Raw genomic sequence first — 16874 nt, 5'->3', positions numbered from 1 at the left:
GGCCAGGGAAACCCACAGATAACGGTTTCGTGGAAAGTTTCAACGGCAGGCTGCGTGATGAATGCCTGAATCAGAATATTTTCGTTTCCTTGGCAGAAGCCCGGCGCCTCCTCGAAGATTGGCGACAGGATTATAACTGCAACCGCCCCCCCCAGCGCCCTTGGCTGGCAAAGCCCGGCGGCTTATCGGGCAGCCCATCAACCCCCAAACCGGACAGGAGCCACTAACTTATCCTTGGTATCATGAATGGGGTAGGGTCAACCGAGGCTTCACTCCAGAGGAGTTGCTCAGGCGCATGCCGGAAATTGTGAAGTTGGCAAGGCGTGGGGAAAATATCTACTACACTCCCCTATCCGAGCAGAAGCACCATATCCTTATAGACGACATGAGCCCGGAAAAGGTCATGCAGCTCCAGAAAGACGGTTTCAAGCCCGCCGTGTTTCTGGAAAGTTCGCCCGACAATTACCAGTGCATCCTCACGTTTCCCAAGTGTCACGGGATTTTTGACCGTGACATCGGTAATAGGCTGACCGTCATTCTGAATAAGCGCTATGGCGACCCAAAACTTTCGGGGGCCGTTCATCCGCACCGTGCCCCTGGCTTTGAGAACCGAAAGCCAACGCATGAGCGCAAGGACGGCACTTTTTCTCGCGTCAGCTTGAGTTATGCAGTCCGGCAGGAATGCCAAAAAGCCTTGATTGAAGCACGAAAGATTGAGCAGGCATTGGCCACAGCCCAGCAGCAGAGGGAACGACAGGCAAACCTCTTGCCCAGCATAGCCGCTCAAGGGACGGCCAGTCTTCAGCAAGCCTATTTCAAGCATTGGGTGGACATCAGGGAACATCTCACCATCGAGGACTTCTCACGGGTGGACGCCATGATTGCCCTACGCCTCCGCTCTAACGGCCACACTCAGCCTGAGGTGGAAGAAACCATCCGCGCCTGCGCCCCGGCAATCCGTGAAAGACGAGCGGGCCGTAACTGGCAACGCTACGCCGAGCGGACAGCAGCATATGCTTTTGGCTATGCCGGTGATAGGGATATGGAACGAAATACGCGGTATCGGGAACTTTGGCGGCGCGTTGAGGGAGAGGATGGCGCTGAACAAAGAACACGGATGAGGTTTTGAGCCGCAAGCATTGCGCCGAGGTTAGCCATTTATGCCGCAGCAGGGCTGGAGGTCGTCAGCCAGAACGGCCTCGACCTCCACACCAGCTGTGCATAGGCGCTCGACAAGTCACGCAGAATTACCGCGTCCACGCTTACGCATGGCGGCACGGGCTACTTACCACTGCCTTCGCCTTTGCCCAAACGTTCAATAAGTTCTTTAATGTCTTCTACCCTCCAGGCCGTGGTACGGGGGCCGAGCTTCACGGGCTTGGGATAGCGGCCGGTGCGGCAGCCCTCCCACCATGCGCTTTCACAGACAGGGATACAGGCCAGAATCTGGGGCAGCCGGACAACGCCGAATTCGGGGAGCGACAGTTTGCGTTGAGCCATGGGAAACCTCCTCAAGGTTGTTGGGTTTCAGGAGGTTCTGGCACATACTGCAAGATTTCCGTGAGGGAATTCGGCGGGAAATAGACGGGAAAATGGGGAAATACGGGAAAATGGAGCGCAAAAATCATCCTTCGATGATGGTGTAGGTATCCGCTTCTTCAAGGAGTACATTAAATAAATTTCGGTACGACTTGGGATCGCTGTATTCTTTTTGGGTGAACAGGCGGCCGAGCCGCGTTTTTCTGCCCGCCCTGATTTTGTGCCCAGCTTCGGGTTTTGGGGCGCACCAGTAGAACAGCACATGCGCGATCACGGCAGGAGGATAGATGTCTTTCATGGCAGCGTGGACAGCGTGATCCGGCTTGCCCTTCCAGACAGCCGCCGGAATCCGAAAGATGAGTCTGCCGTCCTCCGCCTCCTCCACCACACAGGAGTCCGCCTGTGAGTCAGGGATTTCAGGAGCGGGGATTTTTGGCGCGGCTTTCGTGAGAATGGACTCCACAAGCACACGGGTGATACCTTTTACTTCCACGCTCAAGGGGTAGTCGCGGAGAAATCTGATGGCCACTTCCCGATTGACCAAAATCGTATCAACAAAAATTTGTGAGATAAAATGATACATTGATGCGGGTATGGCAAATAGTGCTTTTTCACGCAGTGGCGAGTCTGCTTCGTATTGGCGCGCGAAGTCTGCTGTATCCAGCCTTCTCAACGAGTCGAACAACGTCTGCCGTTCCCCTGGAAATATCGTGTTGATTTCCTCATAGCTTTCCGCAAGGATATATTTCAGCCCTTGGTACAATGGATTGACGGGAAGTGTCATCGAAAGTTCCCGAAAAAAATCCATGATGCCACACCCTACTAAATAGGTATGGAGACGTTTTTCTTCCAAACATGGATGGGGTAGAACAGGAATTTCTATGTTATATACGCTCTGATTACTGTTAGCAAAGTCTTTCCAGTAGGCTTCATGCGCTCTGTGCCATAACTCCATAGGAAAAATGGCATGAGGCCACAGGGCCTGAATGATGGCTTCAAGCTCATTGGAGGTCAGTCGGTACGCTTGGCGCACCCTGCCGAGGGATATTTTTTGCTGGTCCAACATGGAGGGGAAAATAGCGCAAACACCATGTTCGGACAATCTAAAAACAGGCAGCGCGAATTTTTGTATGGGCAAAATGCCGGCTACAAAAAAACCTCCGGCAGAGAATTCAGGAGGCCGTGCGTAAGCAGGTTGTTTTTGGGGTCAGCATTTGGTGATACAGGTGCGCAGATCCCGCACCATGGTCTCAAATCGTCCTTCTTTTTCTCCAAGCCAATGCAAAATTCTGCCATACAGCCATTGGGGATCCGCATCCAGGCGATAGCCGTTGATATCCAGAAAGACATGACAGATCGCAAAGGCTGCCCGCTTGTTGCCGTCAACAAACGGATGGTTGATGAGTAGGCTTTCCACAAGCGCGGCGGCTTCTTCGATGATGTCCGCATAATAGCCGCTTTGCGGCCGAAACAGCGCCGCTTCAATGGCTCCGGGGTCGCGCACACCAGTGGAGCCGCCGTATGCCCTGATGACTTCGGCGTGGATAGCCAGAACTTCGTGGAGGGTCGGGTAATCCCTCATTTGGCCAGTTCTCGATACAAGCTGTCGTATTGCTCCATACTGTGCCTGAGCGCATCCAGCACATGCCTGCGGGGAGTAGTGCCCGTTTTGCGCTCGATATAATCGCGCAAGGCTTCATCCACCAGGGCCTGAATCTGGCGACCTTCGCTCGCCGCAATGCTTTTCAGGGTTTGCAGCACGACCGGGTCAGCCTGCGTGGCGAATTTGACCTTTGCCGTTTTTTCTCTCTGAGCCTGTTCCATGGCGATCTCCTGTATCCAGACGATGGCAGGCTGTCATGAAATGTCAAGATAAATCTTGACAGTCATCGTGAAGAAAGCGGTGAAAGAAGCTCGCCAACGCCGGCTTCCGCCAGCGCGAAAACAGGTCGCGCGGATTTTGCGGGCAGGCATCTGGCAAGAATGGCTGCCCGCAAATATCCCCTACCCTATTTTCTGATTTACGTTAGCTCTTGGCTGAGCGAAGCTCGTCAAGATAGTCAGACCAGCGCTGCATGAGCTGCCGGCGTTCCTCCATATACTCCGCTCGGTTGTATGCCAGGCGCACGGTATCGGGCTCCTTGTGGGCAAGCTGCGCTTCAATCACATCCGAGCGGAAGCCAAGCTCGTTGAGGCGCGTGCTTGCCATCGCCCTGAAGCCATGCAGGGTCATGGTGTCCTTGCCGTAGCCCATGCGCCGCAGAGCCGCCAAAGGTGCGGCATCGCTGATGGGAGCGACCCGCGCACGGGCGCTGGGGAAAACCAGGTCGCCATTGCCCGTAAAGGCGTAAAGGTCGTTCAGCAGGGCCAGCACCTGCCTGGAGAGCGGCACAACATGCTCGCGCCGCATCTTCATGCGCGAAGCCGGAATGACCCATGTGGCTTTTTTAAAGTCAAATTCATTCCAGTGGGCAAGCCGCAATTCCGAAGGTCGCGTGAACACATGTGGCAGGATTTTCAGGCAATAGACAACCGAGGTATAGCCCACATAGGCGTCAATATCGCGCAAAAGCTGCCCGATGTCGTCCGGGAGGATGACGGCGGCGAAATGCGTCCGCTTGACCGGGGTCAGGGCTTCGGTGAGACCTGCGGCCACATCGTATTTAACGCGGCCTGTGATACGGGCATAGCGCGTCACCTGGCCGCACAGTCGCATGAGCTTGTGGGCGGTTTCGTTGTGACCGAGCCGCTCCGAAGGCTCAACAACCCACAGAAAGTCCGCTGGCTCAAGCTGCGTGACGGGCTTGGCGCCAATGGCCGGGAAAAGGATATTTTCCAGATAGCGCTGCAGCTTCTGGGCGTGTTTTTCGGAAAGCGTCGGGCTGTGTTTGGAGAACCACTCCCGCGCCACATGCTCGAAGGTATCCCGCTCCTCCCGCTCTTGGGCGAGCTTGGCTTCCCTGGCCTGCTTTTTCTCGTCGCCCGGGTCAATGCCCTTGGCGAGCAACTCCCTGGCGGCGTCGCGCCGTTGACGCGCGTCCTTCAGGGACACAGCCGGATAGGCCCCGAAGCTCAACAGTTTCTGCTTGCCCTCAAAGCGGTAGGCCATGCGCCATAATTTGCTGCCTTTCGCCGTTATGTGCAGGTACAGGCCCCCGCCGTCAGAAAGTTTTTGCACCTTGCCGTTGGCCTTGGCGGTGCGCACAGAGGCATCCGAAAGCTTCATGTTGGTACCCTCCAAAATAGTCCAGAAGTGTGCGGCGAAAACCAGGAAAATTTATCTCCATCCGTTTGAATTCAAAGAATATTTTTAGGTAGCTGGTATTTCGCCCTGCCGAAATGGCTTGGTGGTATTGGTACCCGTAGATTTACCAACGATTTTTGAGGGTGTCCACGTGGGTACTTGGATTTTGCTGGACAAAAAGAGAAGGCCGAAACCACGTTTTTTCCCGTGATTTCGGCCTTCTATGAGCTATTTTGGACGTCTTTCTGGTGCGAAGGGGAGACCAAATCGCAAGACCTATCGCACTGGAATCAAAACTAAACCATGTGCAGGGGGTTTGTAAATACCGTTGCGAATACCGTCAACTGTTTTTTGTGGACAGCCTACTGGATTTATTGGAATAATTTCTTTGAGTTTGCGGTCTGTAAATGGGAACTCAAGACTAATAAATTCAAATAGTTATTATGATGGAAATTGGCATTGGAGAGATGAGTTATCAGTTCAAGTCCGCTATTAAGAACCCAAATAAATAATTTTTCCATAAAAAATCAGCATACTTACATGATATTTAATTCCTTGCACTATAAATCAAATATGACATACAAACATGGTAGCACTGCCGAGATGAGACCCTAACTGGAAGCTCCCTCCTAACGAAATAAATGAGTGCCACCCGAAAATGGGGAAAATATTTAACAAAATAAATTCACCAAAATCTATGATATTTATCTATTCTAAATGCCATATTACAAAATTTAGTAACACCTTCTGCATCTGGAAATAGTGTATAATAATTTATATTCATTCTATTAAGAAATATTAAACATTGTTCTATTTCCTTGTCCCTAAATTCTATATCAATTTTAAATAAATTAATTAAACTTGCGTCCTGGGTACACTGGGTAATCCATTCATTTAGTGAATAGCCATAAGGAATTTTTGTAAATAAGCCATTTTGATTGATCAATCTTGGATTTTTTCGTTGTTCAGGATGAAACCTTTTAATTATAGGGATTTCCTTTTGAGAAGCTATTATATTGCAATTCATTAAATTTCCTAAACCCCATATTGAAATAGTTCTTTCTAAGGAGAAGAGAAGATTATGGATTGCAAAAAATAAAGCTACAAATGGAGAATACGTCCAATCAAGCAAAGGAGTTGCCAAGCCATAATGTTGAGCCAACGCCCACATTTCATCATCTTCACCTACACATACATCGTCATATTCAATGTATCCTTTAGCGATATATTTAAAACGAGCTAGATGTTTTTCAGCTTGACGTTTTCTATCGCCTTTATCAAATTCGTCATTGAAAAGCCTATCAAAACTAGAAACTAAGTCCCATTCACAGTTACTTTGGCCACGCCATATATACTGATATGCATCTTTTATATCTTCAACAAATGTAATAAAATTTTTCCAATGTTTCAGTTTTTTGTACTTAATTCCAATATCATCTTCAAAGACTGGCATAAAATAATCCTTTTATTTTATGTATTATTTATTCGACAAATATACTTCAGCCGCCATCAACTCGGCCTGCTTCATCACCGTTTCGGTAGCCAGCTCCTGCATGTCCGGTGGGTAGCCGTATTTCCGCAAGGTACGCCTGATGATGACCCGCAAGTGCGCCTGCACATCCTCCTTGATGTTCCAATCAAGAGAGGCGTTGGCCCGGACTTTATCTGTCAGCACCACGGCAAGTTCGCGCAATTTGTCCTTGTCCATGAGTTCGCGGGCGGAGTCATTGTCGGCCACGGCCATGTAAAAGGCGTACTCATAATCGGTGAGGCCCAGTTCCCCGGCCTCCTTGTCGGACTCGCGCACCTGCTTGCCGATATTGATGATTTCGTCAATGACCTCGGCAGCGGTGATAATCCTATTGTGATAGCGCTTAAGCGCCCCGTCCAGCAATTCCAGGAGTTTCTTGCTTTGCAGCAGGTTCTTGCGCGAGCGCGCCCGCAATTCGTCATTGAGGAGCTTCTTGAGCACCTCCAGCGCGATGTTCCTGTGCGGCATGTTCTTCATTTCCAGCAGGAACTCGTCAGAAAGGATGGAAATATCGGGCTTCTTGATACCCGCAGCGTCAAAGACATCAATCACCTGGTCGGACACCAGCGCCTTGTCGATGACCTGCTTGATGGCGCTTTCCATCTCCGCGCTGCTTCGAGTGCCGTCGCTCCCGCCGTCAAACTTGGCGAGCCGCGCCTTCACATCCTTGAAAAAGGAAACCTCCCTGGCACGCGCCATCGCCTGCGGGTGAGGCACCGCCAGGGCATACGCCGCATCAAGGGCCGTCACCGCGTCCATGAACCTCTTTTTGCCGTTCTCAAGCCCGAGAATAAACTCCTCGGTCTCAAGAATGATCGCCAGCTTGCGGGCCGTATCGGCCGTAAAATATTCCTGATACGGAAAACCATGCAGCAGCGCAGCCGTGACCTCCAGCTTCTCCAGCATGATGTCCACGGCTTGCTCCTGCGTCTGGGCCGGCTCTCCCTGGCCCCCGGCCTCCCCATAAAAGGCGAGCGCCCTTTTCAGGTCTGCGGCGATGCCCAGATAGTCCACCACAAGGCCGCCGGGCTTGTCCCCAAAGACGCGGTTGACGCGCGCGATGGCCTGCATAAGCGTATGCCCCTTCATGGGCTTGTCCAGATACATAGTGTGCAAGCAGGGCACATCAAAGCCGGTGAGCCACATGTCGCAGACGATGACCAGCCGCAGCGGGTCTTCCGGGTCTTTCATCCGCGCGGCCAGCTTCTGGCGCNCNCCCTTGGTGGTGTGAAACTTCGCCAGCTCCGGNCCGTCGGCGGAACTGGCCGTCATCACCACCTTGATNGCGCCTTTTTTNAGGTCGTCATCGTGCCANTCGGGCCGCAGGGCGACGATATGNCCNTAGAGGGCGGCNGCGATGGGCCGCGACATGCACACGATAAGCCCCTTGCCNGAGAGCACGGCCTGNCGCGCCTCGAAATGCTCCNCGATGTCNCGCGCAATGGTGGCCAGGCGNTTCTCGCTGCCGATGAGCGCCTCCAGCCGNGCGCGCCTGCTNCGGGCCTTGTCCGCCTGTTCCGCGTCGCCCTCCTCCAATTCCTCGTCCAGCTCGNTGATGAGNCGCCTGCCCTCCTCCGGCAGNTCTATCTTCGCCATGCGGCTTTCGTAATAAATGGGCACCGTGGCCTTGTCNTCNACGGCNCGGGCAATGTCGTAAATNTCGATATAGTCGCCAAAGACCGCNCGGGTATTGGCATCCTTCTTTTCAATGGGCGTGCCGGTAAAGCCGAGATAGGTCGCGTTGGGCAGGGCGTCNCGCAGATACTTGGCNAGGCCATAGACGGTTTTCTTGCCGATGACCTTTCCNTCGCTGTCGCGCACATTGGCCTCGCGCGCCTTGAAGCCGTATTGGGTGCGGTGCGCCTCGTCCGTGATGACCACGATATTGCGCCGGTCGGACAGCAGCTCATGCGTATTNCCNTCTTCGGGCAGGAATTTCTGCATGGTGGAGAACACGATGCCGCCGGAGGCCACCTTGAGCAGCNTCTTGAGGTCTTCNCGNNTTTCCGCCTGCTTNGGNTCCTGCCCCAAAAGCTGGGCNGAAGCGGCGAAGGTGTCGAAAAGCTGGTCGTCAAGGTCNTTCCTGTCCGTNAGCACCACGATGGTCGGATTATTCAGCAGNGAAACGATCTTGCCGGAAAAGAACACCATGGAAAGCGACTTGCCGCTCCCCTGCGTGTGCCAGACAACNCCGCCCTTGCCGCGCCCNGCGTCGTTGCGCCGNGCCGCCTCCAGCGTNGANGCCACGGCCTTGTTCACCGCNTAGTACTGGTGGTACGCGGCGATCTTTTTCACGGTCTCCACGCTGGCNAGCCCCTGCGCATCCTCNGTTTTCATCTTTTCAAACACCGTGAAAAAGCGGATGAGNTCCAGNAGGGTCGNCTTGTTCAACATNCCCTTGATGAGCACCTCAAGCTGGCTTTTCAGGCGCGGCGCTTCCCTGGAGCCGTCCTCGCTTTTCCATGCGGAAAAGCGGGAATACCCGGCGGAAAGCGAACCNGCCNTGGCCTCCAGCCCGTCCGAAATNACNAGCAGCCCGTTATANGCCAGNAGCGAGGGGATGACCTNCTTGTAGGTCTGCAACTGCTGATAGGCGCTCGTNAGGGTGGCGGATTCGCTCGCCGGATTNTTCAGCTCAATGACCACCAGCGGCAGGCCGTTGACAAACAGCACCACGTCCGGCCGCTTGTTCACATTGCCTTCAACAAAGGNGAACTGGTTGACCGCCGTNAACTCGTTGTTCTCCGGCGTGTTGAANTCCACCAGCCACACCTTGTCGCCNCGCTCCGCGCCGTCTTTCTGGTAGCTGACGGTCACGCCCCGCGTGAGAAGCTGNTGAAACGCCTCGTTNGCGGANATNAGGTCCGGGCCGGANACGCGGAGCACCCGGCGCACGGCTTCCTGCCGGGCNGCGGCGGGAATATGNGGGTTGAGCCGNTCCACNGCCTCCTGCAACACGCCTTCCAGAATNGGGCTTGCCAGGGAGGCGCGCAACGGCNTTNCCCCNTCNGGCGCAATATCCGGCCCGAAATAGCGGGCATAGCCAAGCGCCTCCAGNCGCTCCAGCGCGAGNTCCTCGATATCCGCTTCGTGCATCGGGCTCACGNTCGTTTTCTCCCCGCTGGTGACTATTCCGCAGCNGCCTTTGCCTCATGNTCCGCNGCCCAGGCCATNGCGGCGGCGTTGAGCNNTTCNAGCCCCTCATCGTCAAAACGGGTGNGCTGCCACTCTGTNTAATCAAAACGCTCCCGCAGGACGGCGGCAATAAACTTTTCCGCNTCAACGGTTCCCAGCTTTTCCACGAGATACCGCATGCCCCNGTCCANCAGTTCTTCNGTGCTCATGCTCATTGCTTGTCGGCCTCCATGCGGATGAAGTCCATGGGATTCAGCAAGAGGAGGTGCTCGTGCCTNTAGCGCAGCANNCGGTCATCCGTGGAGAGNAANTANGCNCACCCGGCATCGAGCGCGCAGGCCACATGCAGGGCATCCTTGGCCTTNAGNCCGCTGCGCATGATGTCGCGGGCCAGCTCCTGCANGATNGGCCCGCGCTCGCTGGAAACATACACGCTGCCATACTGGCGCAAAAACGCGCTGATGGCNGTTTTTCGCATGATAAAGGGATTCTGGCTGTTTTCATACCCTAAAATATACGATGTCGCCAGACGGAGATGACCCGCCCTGATGCGCGACTGGATATGGAGCTTCGCCTGCGCCTCAAGGGAATTGCGTATGGGGGACTGGTCGTCATAGGGCCGGTTGAAACAGCAGGTGTCCATGTATATCAGCATGTCGCCCTCGTAGCGGTCAGTCCAGGGAGACGCGCACTTCCCCGCTCATGAGCTTGGGGAGAAGGGTGTCGCGGAGTTTTTCCAAGGTACAAATTTGAGTTTGGTTGGAATGAATTTTTTGAACATATTTTTGTATTATATTATTAAATTGGATAAGCTGTTTTGTATCGGGAAGTCTAACAGGAAAATTTTTTAGCAACTCAGTGTTCAGATTATCTTGCACAGAACCATCAGCAATCTGGTTTAGTTCACGACTTATATATCTTAATAAAAAAAATAAAATATACTTCGGTAACTTCTCAAAGTTCCGAAATAATAACCATCCGTCATGAATGCAGCCATAAAGATTTACAATAAATGGCTGACCACAAGTGGCACTATTTGATAATATCAAATCCCCTGGGAAAACCTCAACTGATTTTTTCACTCCTTCATCTACTATAAATTCTTTTGTTTTATTGATAAAAAAAGATGTACTTGACGTAGCATCTGCTATTTTTATCCAAGGGACTGTCCCATTATCTATAAATTTTATTATTGGTCTTGGTGACGCTCCTCTGGTTATACTTACCAAATCACCTAGGCATCTTTCCTCCCATTCTTCGTTCCTCTCCACAACAAACCACTGCTTGAACAACGCCTCGGCCATAGCCTCCAGCGTGGCATTTTGCCGGTGCAGCAGGTCGATTTTGTCGTCAAGATTACTGAGGACGGAGGCAATAGCGCGTTGCTCGGCAAGAGGAGGAATCGGCAGAATAATTTTTTTAAGTGAAGTTAAGGGATTGCTTATAGCAGGGACTCCAACCTGAGACTCATATTGCAATAATTGATTTTGACCCAGCTCGGATTTAAAAAAATAAAATGCAAAAAGCGGATTAATTACTTCTTTATTAACAGAAAGCTTCATTCCAGATTGTGAAACTAAATATTTCGCATATTTATTAGATGGTATAAGTCCAACTTGGCCGAGTGTACCCCTATGAGTAAAAATTAAATCATCTGGTACGCAAAGACTTGCTTTTAATTCATTTGCTTTTTGCTCTGACACAAACACAAACATTCCATCTGGATATTTGTAATAATTCAAATTCGTTCCTCGAATAACAGGAACTCCTGATGAAACATAGTTCTCAGTTTTTATATTGGATCCAAAAGGCCCCATTGCTATGGCATGTTTACAATTACTCTTAATTTCATCGACAGTTTTGAATTGCCATTCACTCGGAAATTTTCCCAAGTCATGGTTCATAACTTCACCTTCCCCAAGCTCTCCAGAATCGCCGCGTTCAGCTTTTTCTCCTCCTCAAGCTGCGCCGCGAACTCTTTTTGCAGGCTGGCGAAGAGCTCGGCAAAATCAAAGTCGTCCTCCTCATCCGGCAGGCCCACATAGCGGCCCGGGGTGAGCACATAGTCCTTTGCCGCCACTTCGGGGAGCGGCACCGAGGCGCAAAAACCCTTCACGTCTTCATACGCGCCGTCCACATTGCGCCAGTTGTGGTAGGTGTCGCTGATGGTCTGGATGTCCTCCTGGGTCAGGACGCGGGTGCGTCGGTTGATGAGCGTCCCCATGTTGCGCGCGTCAATGAACAAGATCTCGCCGCTGCGGTTGCGGAAGCGGTGGTTTGTGCGGTCGCGCGCCAGAAACCACAGCGCCGCCGGAATCTGGGTATTCAAGAAGAGCTTGGCGGGCAGGTTGACGATGCAGTCAATGAGGTTGCCCTCCTCTATCATCCGGCGGCGTATCTCGCCCTCGCCGTTGGTCTTGCTGGTCAGCGCGCCCTTGGCAAGCACGATCCCCGCCTGCCCCGCCGGGGCGAGGTGGAAGGCGAAATGCTGGAGCCACGCGAAATTGGCGCTCCCAGCAGGGGGTGTGCCATATTGCCAGCGGGCGTCCTTGCGGAGCTGGTCGCCGCTCCAGTCGCTGTCATTGAAGGGCGGATTGGCGAGGATGTAGTCGGCCCGCACATCCTTGAGCGCGTCCTTGAGGAACGAGCCCTCGTTGTTCCACTTGACCTGCGAACTCTCGATGCCGCGAATGGCGAGGTTCATCTTGGCAAGCCGCCATGTGGTCTGGTTGCTCTCCTGTCCGTAGATGCTGATGTCCCGGATGCGTCCCCGATGCTCGCGCACGAATTTCTCGCTCTGCACGAACATGCCGCCGCTGCCGCAGCAGGGGTCCATGACGCGGCCCTTGAACGGCTCCAGCATGGCCACCAGCAACTCGACGATGGAGCGCGGCGTATAGAACTGACCGCCCTTCTTGCCCTCGGCCAGCGCGAACTCGCCAAGGAAATACTCAAAAACATGGCCCAGCACGTCGGCGCTGCGCGCCTTGGCGTCCCCGAGGGCGATGCCGGAAACGAGGTCGATGAGCGCGCCGAGCGTGGCCGGGTCCAGATTGTCGCGGGCGTACACCTTGGGCAGAACGCCCTTGAGCGCGGGGTTGTCTTTCTCAATGGCGTCCATGGCCGCGTCAACGAGGACGCCGATGTCCGGCTTCTTGGCATTGTCGCGCAGCCAGTTCCAGCGCGCGGGCTGCGGCACGAAAAAGACATTCTTGGCCTTGTATTCGTCCCTGTCCTCCGGGTCGGCCCCCTCAAATTCGCCCTTGCCTTCCAGAAGCTGCGCCCGCAGGCTCTCAAAGGAATCCGAAATATATTTGAGGAAGATGAGCCCGAGCACCACATGCTTGTAGTCAGCGGCGTCCAGATTCTTGCGCAGCTTGTCCGCCGCGCTCCAGAGCTGCTTTTCCAGCGGCTCCTGCGGCGTTTCCTTCTTGGGGCGTGCCATATGCCGTCCTTGGTCAGAGGGAGTATCAGCTAGGGAGTATAGAGGGAGGCAACGGGGGATGACAAGAGGCGGCTGGCTGCTAACGGGGAGAACGAGCTTCAACGTTCGTCTCTAATCCATTCAACGCATATTAGCGTGATGGAAAAAGTTTTGGAAGACATCTCACCATTATTCGCCGGAATATGCTCACAGATAATTTATAATGACAATTATGGAAATTCACCCTTTAGGAGTTCATCTGGATTAATATAATGGTAATTTTGAGGCGGAATAAATCCAGGCTTACGCTTGCGTAGAGTACACAAGGAAATAGGTTTTTTAAGCGAAACAAACTCTTGGAAAAAGATTGCATACCCCGTTGTTTTTTTAGAATAGTACGAAAAAAAATCATTTTCATTCATACAGGCCACTGCCCGGACACGGAGCCACAAATCTTCAATGGGAAGATATTCAACAGTTTTTACTTCAAAAAAACCGATAATTTTTGCATCTGGACGCGTAGAATAAATATATACCATCCTCCCAATTAAATTGGTTGGGATTTTTTTTCGCAGTTCAACAGTCTTTTTTCCATCAGCAATTAACTGTGAAAAGTGTGGTTTAACCGATATTAATACTGGGCTATCAAATCTATTCATTATTATATCCTTGTTTATAAATCTCAAAAAAAGCTCCTTGAGATATAGTGACGGCAGAAATGGCAGTAAGCCCCTTCCCCATATGTCGTTTTATTACATCCTTCATAAATTCCTAAGAAACCTTGTTGGGAAATATTTCAGTTCTGGAAAACAGGAGTGCTTTACAGGTGGTGAAGCTATTTTTATTAATATCCTTCCATTTATATACACCAATTTTCCAAAATTTCTTAAAAATATCTCCTTTTGAACCAGTGTACACTTCATCTAAATAAGAAGATGCTATGATATATTTTGTTTCTCGATATTTATTATTACAATTCGTTATATACCATAAAATACGGCTAGGTGCTGAAATTCGTGTTTTTGTACCTGTAAAATATACATTCAGCTCATGCATTAAAACATTAGATGTCGAGGAGGCAAAGAGTTCATGCTGATCAATAACAGCGGGAGATATTAAATCTTTGGCCCATTGTACTCGTATCGGTATAATATATGCAGGAATATCAATATCAGTAAATTTTGCTGGTGAAAAATTTCGTTCCAACCTTACTTGTGAATAAATGTCTTTAGCCTCAGATACAGGTTGAACATGTTCTTTTAACTCAGAAAAGGCCCAATCAGGTAATTTATCTTCAACAAAATCTAGATACTTATTGGAATTACCAATATAGCTCAGGGATATCTTTTTATTATTAAAAAAACCTAATCCTTTACTTATTTCACCAATATCCAAATTAGTATAGACATCTTCGATAATAATTAACGATACATATTTTTGTGTTGCGATTTGTATTAATTGTTCAAGGATAAAAAATGTAGCACTTTTAGCAAAATTTTCGCAGCCTATGTTTGTACGTAGTAGGTGTACTCTTAGAATATTGCATTCTATGCTATAATATATAATTCCAAAATCCCTATTTGAAATTATTATTGATTTCAATTTGGCATTTTTTACATTATTTTTAATTTTTTCAATAAATAAATATTTTCGCTCTCCTTTGGATGTATTTAAAAATTTGTCACAAAGTTCGGCCTCATCAAGAAAAATATCAACTAATTTTCCAAGGGTCGTTGGAAGCAAGCTGGTTTTAATAGCCTCCCGGTTAAGTATAAAATCAATATTATGTAAAAATTCTGCTGGAGAATAAATCATAATATTATAATCGTCAGCAAATCTTTGGACAACCTTTTCATTAAGTAATTGACCATCACGCGTAATGAAAAAATTTACTTTATTTGTAATCGCACATGCAAGTTGGTCTCTATCACTTTCTTTAATAGCAGGAAATTCACTCTGAATAGAACTACGTGCAGCATCCATTTTTTCAGCAGAGAAAGGTAGTGTCTTAAAGTAATTAGCTTTATCTATAGAACTTGTCTTAATATATTCATTTCTCTGTCGTTCTATATCTTTATAAATAACAGGTGCTACGAAAAATACGACATCATTAAAATACATAAGAAGAGAATTACTCTCTGTAAATCCTTCTACTTCTCGATTAATTTCAAGTACAATAGAAGCATCAAGTAAAACCTTTGGTCTATTTTCTAAATCTTCAATAATATTTATGAGATTTTTCTGAATCTGATATCTATACAGATGTAATATTGATAGTTCATTTGTAGCACGACCTTCACATGCCTTTATTATATTGAAACCAAGATGATGCCAAAATCTATCCATGTGATAATCTTCTCTACAATATAACTCAATAAAATATGCGCTCTGGATATTTTTCAAGAAATTTTTAAAAATTAATTTTGCTAAACCATTATTTCTTTTATCTTTTTCTATGCAGAAGTGATGTATCCTTATAACATGATTCCTCTTAGAATGTGAAAATAAAATATAACCAATAAGCTCATTTTGCTTCAAGCAAACAAATACCTCTCCTTTTTCACACCTCTCCCTGATGGCACTCTCTGGAAGAAATCCAAGTGTTTTTTTATTAGAATCAGCAAGGCTAACAACCTGATCGATGATGGTATCGTCACCAAATTTTGTCCGCCGGTATGAATAAGTCATGACAACCACTTAGTCCTATTGCATAGGAGAAAAATTCATTTAAGCATAAATTTTTATGGCACTCAATCATTTTCTTTCCTTAGACTTATATAAACCGTCTATCAAAATTGAAAGGTTCCACCAAACATGCTACTTCTAGCCATGATGTGGGAATGGGACATCAAGCCGTACTTTTCCCACTCTTCTTTTAGAATATATAAAAATGGTTGGCTATAATGGATTTGTTTCAAAGAGTTTCCTCCGTCTAGATTGCTATGTCCATCAAAATACTCCTTCATGCTTGAGGACTCATTCATGCTTTTATGAAGATTTAATCTACACTGCCAATAAGCTTTTTTGCTCCTGTGGAATCTTTGTACCCTTTTCCCCCACCGTAATCCCTTCTTATCTAAGGCCTAAAGGATCTGGCTGGTTCTGTGCTCACATCTAATTTTCTCCACTTCTTTTGGTCCTTCAATCCTACCCCACAATTTCCTATACCACGAATGTCTTTCCATATCTCTGTCACCTGCGTACCCAAAGGCATATGCCGCCGTGCGTTCGGCGTAGCGTTGCCAGTTACGGCCCGCGCGTCTTTCACGGATAGCCGGGGCACAGGCACGGATGGTTTCTTCCACCTCAGGCTGAGTGTGGCCGTTAGAGCGGAGGCGTAGGGCAATCATGGCGTCCACCCGTGAGAAGTCCTCGATGGTGATATGCGCTTTGATGTCCTCCCAATGCTTGAAATAGGCTAACTGTAGGCTAGCTGCCCCGTGAGCGGCTATGCGGGGCGAGTGATTTGCCTGTTGTTCCCTCTGTGGCCTCGCCGTGGCAAGTGCCTGTTCAATTTTTCGCGCTTCAATCAAGGCTTTTTGGCACTCCTGCCGGACGGCATAACTCAAGCTGACGCGCGGGAAAGTTCCATCCTCTCGCTGATGCTTTGGCTTGCCATTCTCAAAGCCGGGGGCGCGGTGTGGATGAACCGCGCCTGAAAGTTTCGGGTCGCCATAACGCTTGTTCAGAATCATGGCCAGGCGATTGCCGATTTCACGGTCAAAATCCCCTTGAAACTTGGGAAACGTGAGGATGCACTGGTAATTGCCGGGCGAGCTTTCCAGAAATACCGCAGGCTTGAAGTCGTCTTTCTGGAGCTGCATGACCTTTTCCGGGCTCATGTCGTCAATGAGGATATGGTGCTTCCGCTCGGAAAGGGGAGTGTAGTAGATATTTTCGCCGCGTCTTGCCAAGTTCACGATTTCCGGCATCCGGTTGAGCAATTCTTCTGGAGTGAAGCCCCGGCTCTCCCCGTTCTGCTTGTCCAGGATCATCACCTT

General features: G+C 49.8%; 13 protein-coding genes and 1 pseudogene. 2 read left to right on the top strand and 12 right to left on the bottom strand.

Going from position 1 to position 16874, the window contains the following annotated elements; translation table 11 throughout:
• Positions 1-149 (top strand): annotated as a pseudogene (locus tag HDR50_RS04105) (transposase); the annotation flags it as partial.
• 11 nt (positions 150-160) lie between these two features.
• On the top strand, positions 161-1129 hold the full coding sequence (locus HDR50_RS04100) for a DNA-primase RepB domain-containing protein (RefSeq protein WP_291356172.1): 969 nt from the start codon (positions 161-163) through the stop codon (positions 1127-1129).
• Positions 1130-1281: 152 nt separating this feature from the next.
• On the opposite strand, the gene HDR50_RS04095 is transcribed toward HDR50_RS04100, so the two are convergent.
• From HDR50_RS04095 to HDR50_RS04040, 12 genes are all read right to left on the bottom strand, one after another.
• The gene (locus HDR50_RS04095; protein ID WP_291356170.1) at positions 1282-1500 is read right to left on the bottom strand and encodes an AlpA family phage regulatory protein; all 219 of its coding nucleotides are present in this window, start codon (positions 1498-1500) and stop codon (positions 1282-1284) included.
• A gap of 124 nt (positions 1501-1624) precedes the next feature.
• A complete protein-coding gene (locus tag HDR50_RS04090; RefSeq protein WP_291356168.1) occupies positions 1625-2605 on the bottom strand; it encodes a hypothetical protein in 981 nt (326 codons plus the stop codon).
• Between the two features lie 141 nt (positions 2606-2746).
• A complete protein-coding gene (locus HDR50_RS04085) occupies positions 2747-3121 on the bottom strand; it encodes a type II toxin-antitoxin system death-on-curing family toxin (RefSeq protein ID WP_291356165.1) in 375 nt (124 codons plus the stop codon).
• Positions 3118-3363, bottom strand: coding sequence for a hypothetical protein (locus HDR50_RS04080; RefSeq protein WP_291356163.1), 246 nt, complete (start codon positions 3361-3363; stop codon positions 3118-3120). Before HDR50_RS04080 ends, HDR50_RS04085 begins: the two co-directional genes overlap by 4 nt.
• A gap of 202 nt (positions 3364-3565) precedes the next feature.
• A complete protein-coding gene (locus HDR50_RS04075) occupies positions 3566-4765 on the bottom strand; it encodes an integrase arm-type DNA-binding domain-containing protein (protein WP_291356161.1) in 1200 nt (399 codons plus the stop codon).
• A gap of 703 nt (positions 4766-5468) precedes the next feature.
• Entirely contained in the window at positions 5469-6236 is a 768-nt protein-coding gene (locus HDR50_RS04070; protein ID WP_291356159.1) for an FRG domain-containing protein, read from the bottom strand.
• 24 nt (positions 6237-6260) lie between these two features.
• A complete protein-coding gene (locus HDR50_RS04065) occupies positions 6261-9410 on the bottom strand; it encodes a type I restriction endonuclease subunit R (RefSeq protein ID WP_291356174.1) in 3150 nt (1049 codons plus the stop codon).
• 710 nt (positions 9411-10120) lie between these two features.
• Positions 10121-11353, bottom strand: coding sequence for a restriction endonuclease subunit S (locus HDR50_RS04060; protein WP_291356157.1), 1233 nt, complete (start codon positions 11351-11353; stop codon positions 10121-10123).
• Positions 11350-12894, bottom strand: a complete 1545-nt coding sequence (locus HDR50_RS04055) for a class I SAM-dependent DNA methyltransferase (RefSeq protein WP_291356155.1) — start codon at positions 12892-12894, stop codon at positions 11350-11352. The genes HDR50_RS04060 and HDR50_RS04055 overlap by 4 nt, the downstream gene beginning before the upstream one ends.
• A 209-nt stretch (positions 12895-13103) precedes the next feature.
• Positions 13104-13532, bottom strand: a complete 429-nt coding sequence (locus tag HDR50_RS04050) for an ASCH domain-containing protein (RefSeq protein ID WP_291356153.1) — start codon at positions 13530-13532, stop codon at positions 13104-13106.
• A 112-nt stretch (positions 13533-13644) separates the two neighbouring features.
• Positions 13645-15561 (bottom strand): GNAT family N-acetyltransferase, encoded by a 1917-nt coding sequence (locus HDR50_RS04045; protein ID WP_291356151.1) that lies wholly within the window; start codon positions 15559-15561, stop codon positions 13645-13647.
• A gap of 395 nt (positions 15562-15956) precedes the next feature.
• Positions 15957-16874, bottom strand: a 918-nt coding sequence (locus HDR50_RS04040) for a DNA-primase RepB domain-containing protein (protein ID WP_291356149.1), incomplete at its 5' end; no start/stop codon positions are given.

This window comes from Desulfovibrio sp., from assembly GCF_014803725.1.
Classification (GTDB): Bacteria; Desulfobacterota; Desulfovibrionia; order Desulfovibrionales; family Desulfovibrionaceae; genus Desulfovibrio.
The sequence above is the reverse complement of the archived record's forward strand: the minus strand, read 5'-3'. Positions and strand labels throughout refer to the sequence as shown.

Coding starts and splice junctions, on each gene's coding strand:
- HDR50_RS04095 (WP_291356170.1), bottom strand. CDS start 1,500: ATGGCTCAACGCAAACTGTCGCTCCCCGAATTCGGCGTTGTCCGGCTG.
- HDR50_RS04090 (WP_291356168.1), bottom strand. CDS start 2,605: ATGTTGGACCAGCAAAAAATATCCCTCGGCAGGGTGCGCCAAGCGTAC.
- HDR50_RS04085 (WP_291356165.1), bottom strand. CDS start 3,121: ATGAGGGATTACCCGACCCTCCACGAAGTTCTGGCTATCCACGCCGAA.
- HDR50_RS04080 (WP_291356163.1), bottom strand. CDS start 3,363: ATGGAACAGGCTCAGAGAGAAAAAACGGCAAAGGTCAAATTCGCCACG.
- HDR50_RS04075 (WP_291356161.1), bottom strand. CDS start 4,765: ATGAAGCTTTCGGATGCCTCTGTGCGCACCGCCAAGGCCAACGGCAAG.
- HDR50_RS04070 (WP_291356159.1), bottom strand. CDS start 6,236: ATGCCAGTCTTTGAAGATGATATTGGAATTAAGTACAAAAAACTGAAA.
- HDR50_RS04060 (WP_291356157.1), bottom strand. CDS start 11,353: ATGAACCATGACTTGGGAAAATTTCCGAGTGAATGGCAATTCAAAACT.
- HDR50_RS04055 (WP_291356155.1), bottom strand. CDS start 12,894: ATGGCACGCCCCAAGAAGGAAACGCCGCAGGAGCCGCTGGAAAAGCAG.
- HDR50_RS04050 (WP_291356153.1), bottom strand. CDS start 13,532: ATGAATAGATTTGATAGCCCAGTATTAATATCGGTTAAACCACACTTT.
- HDR50_RS04045 (WP_291356151.1), bottom strand. CDS start 15,561: ATGACTTATTCATACCGGCGGACAAAATTTGGTGACGATACCATCATC.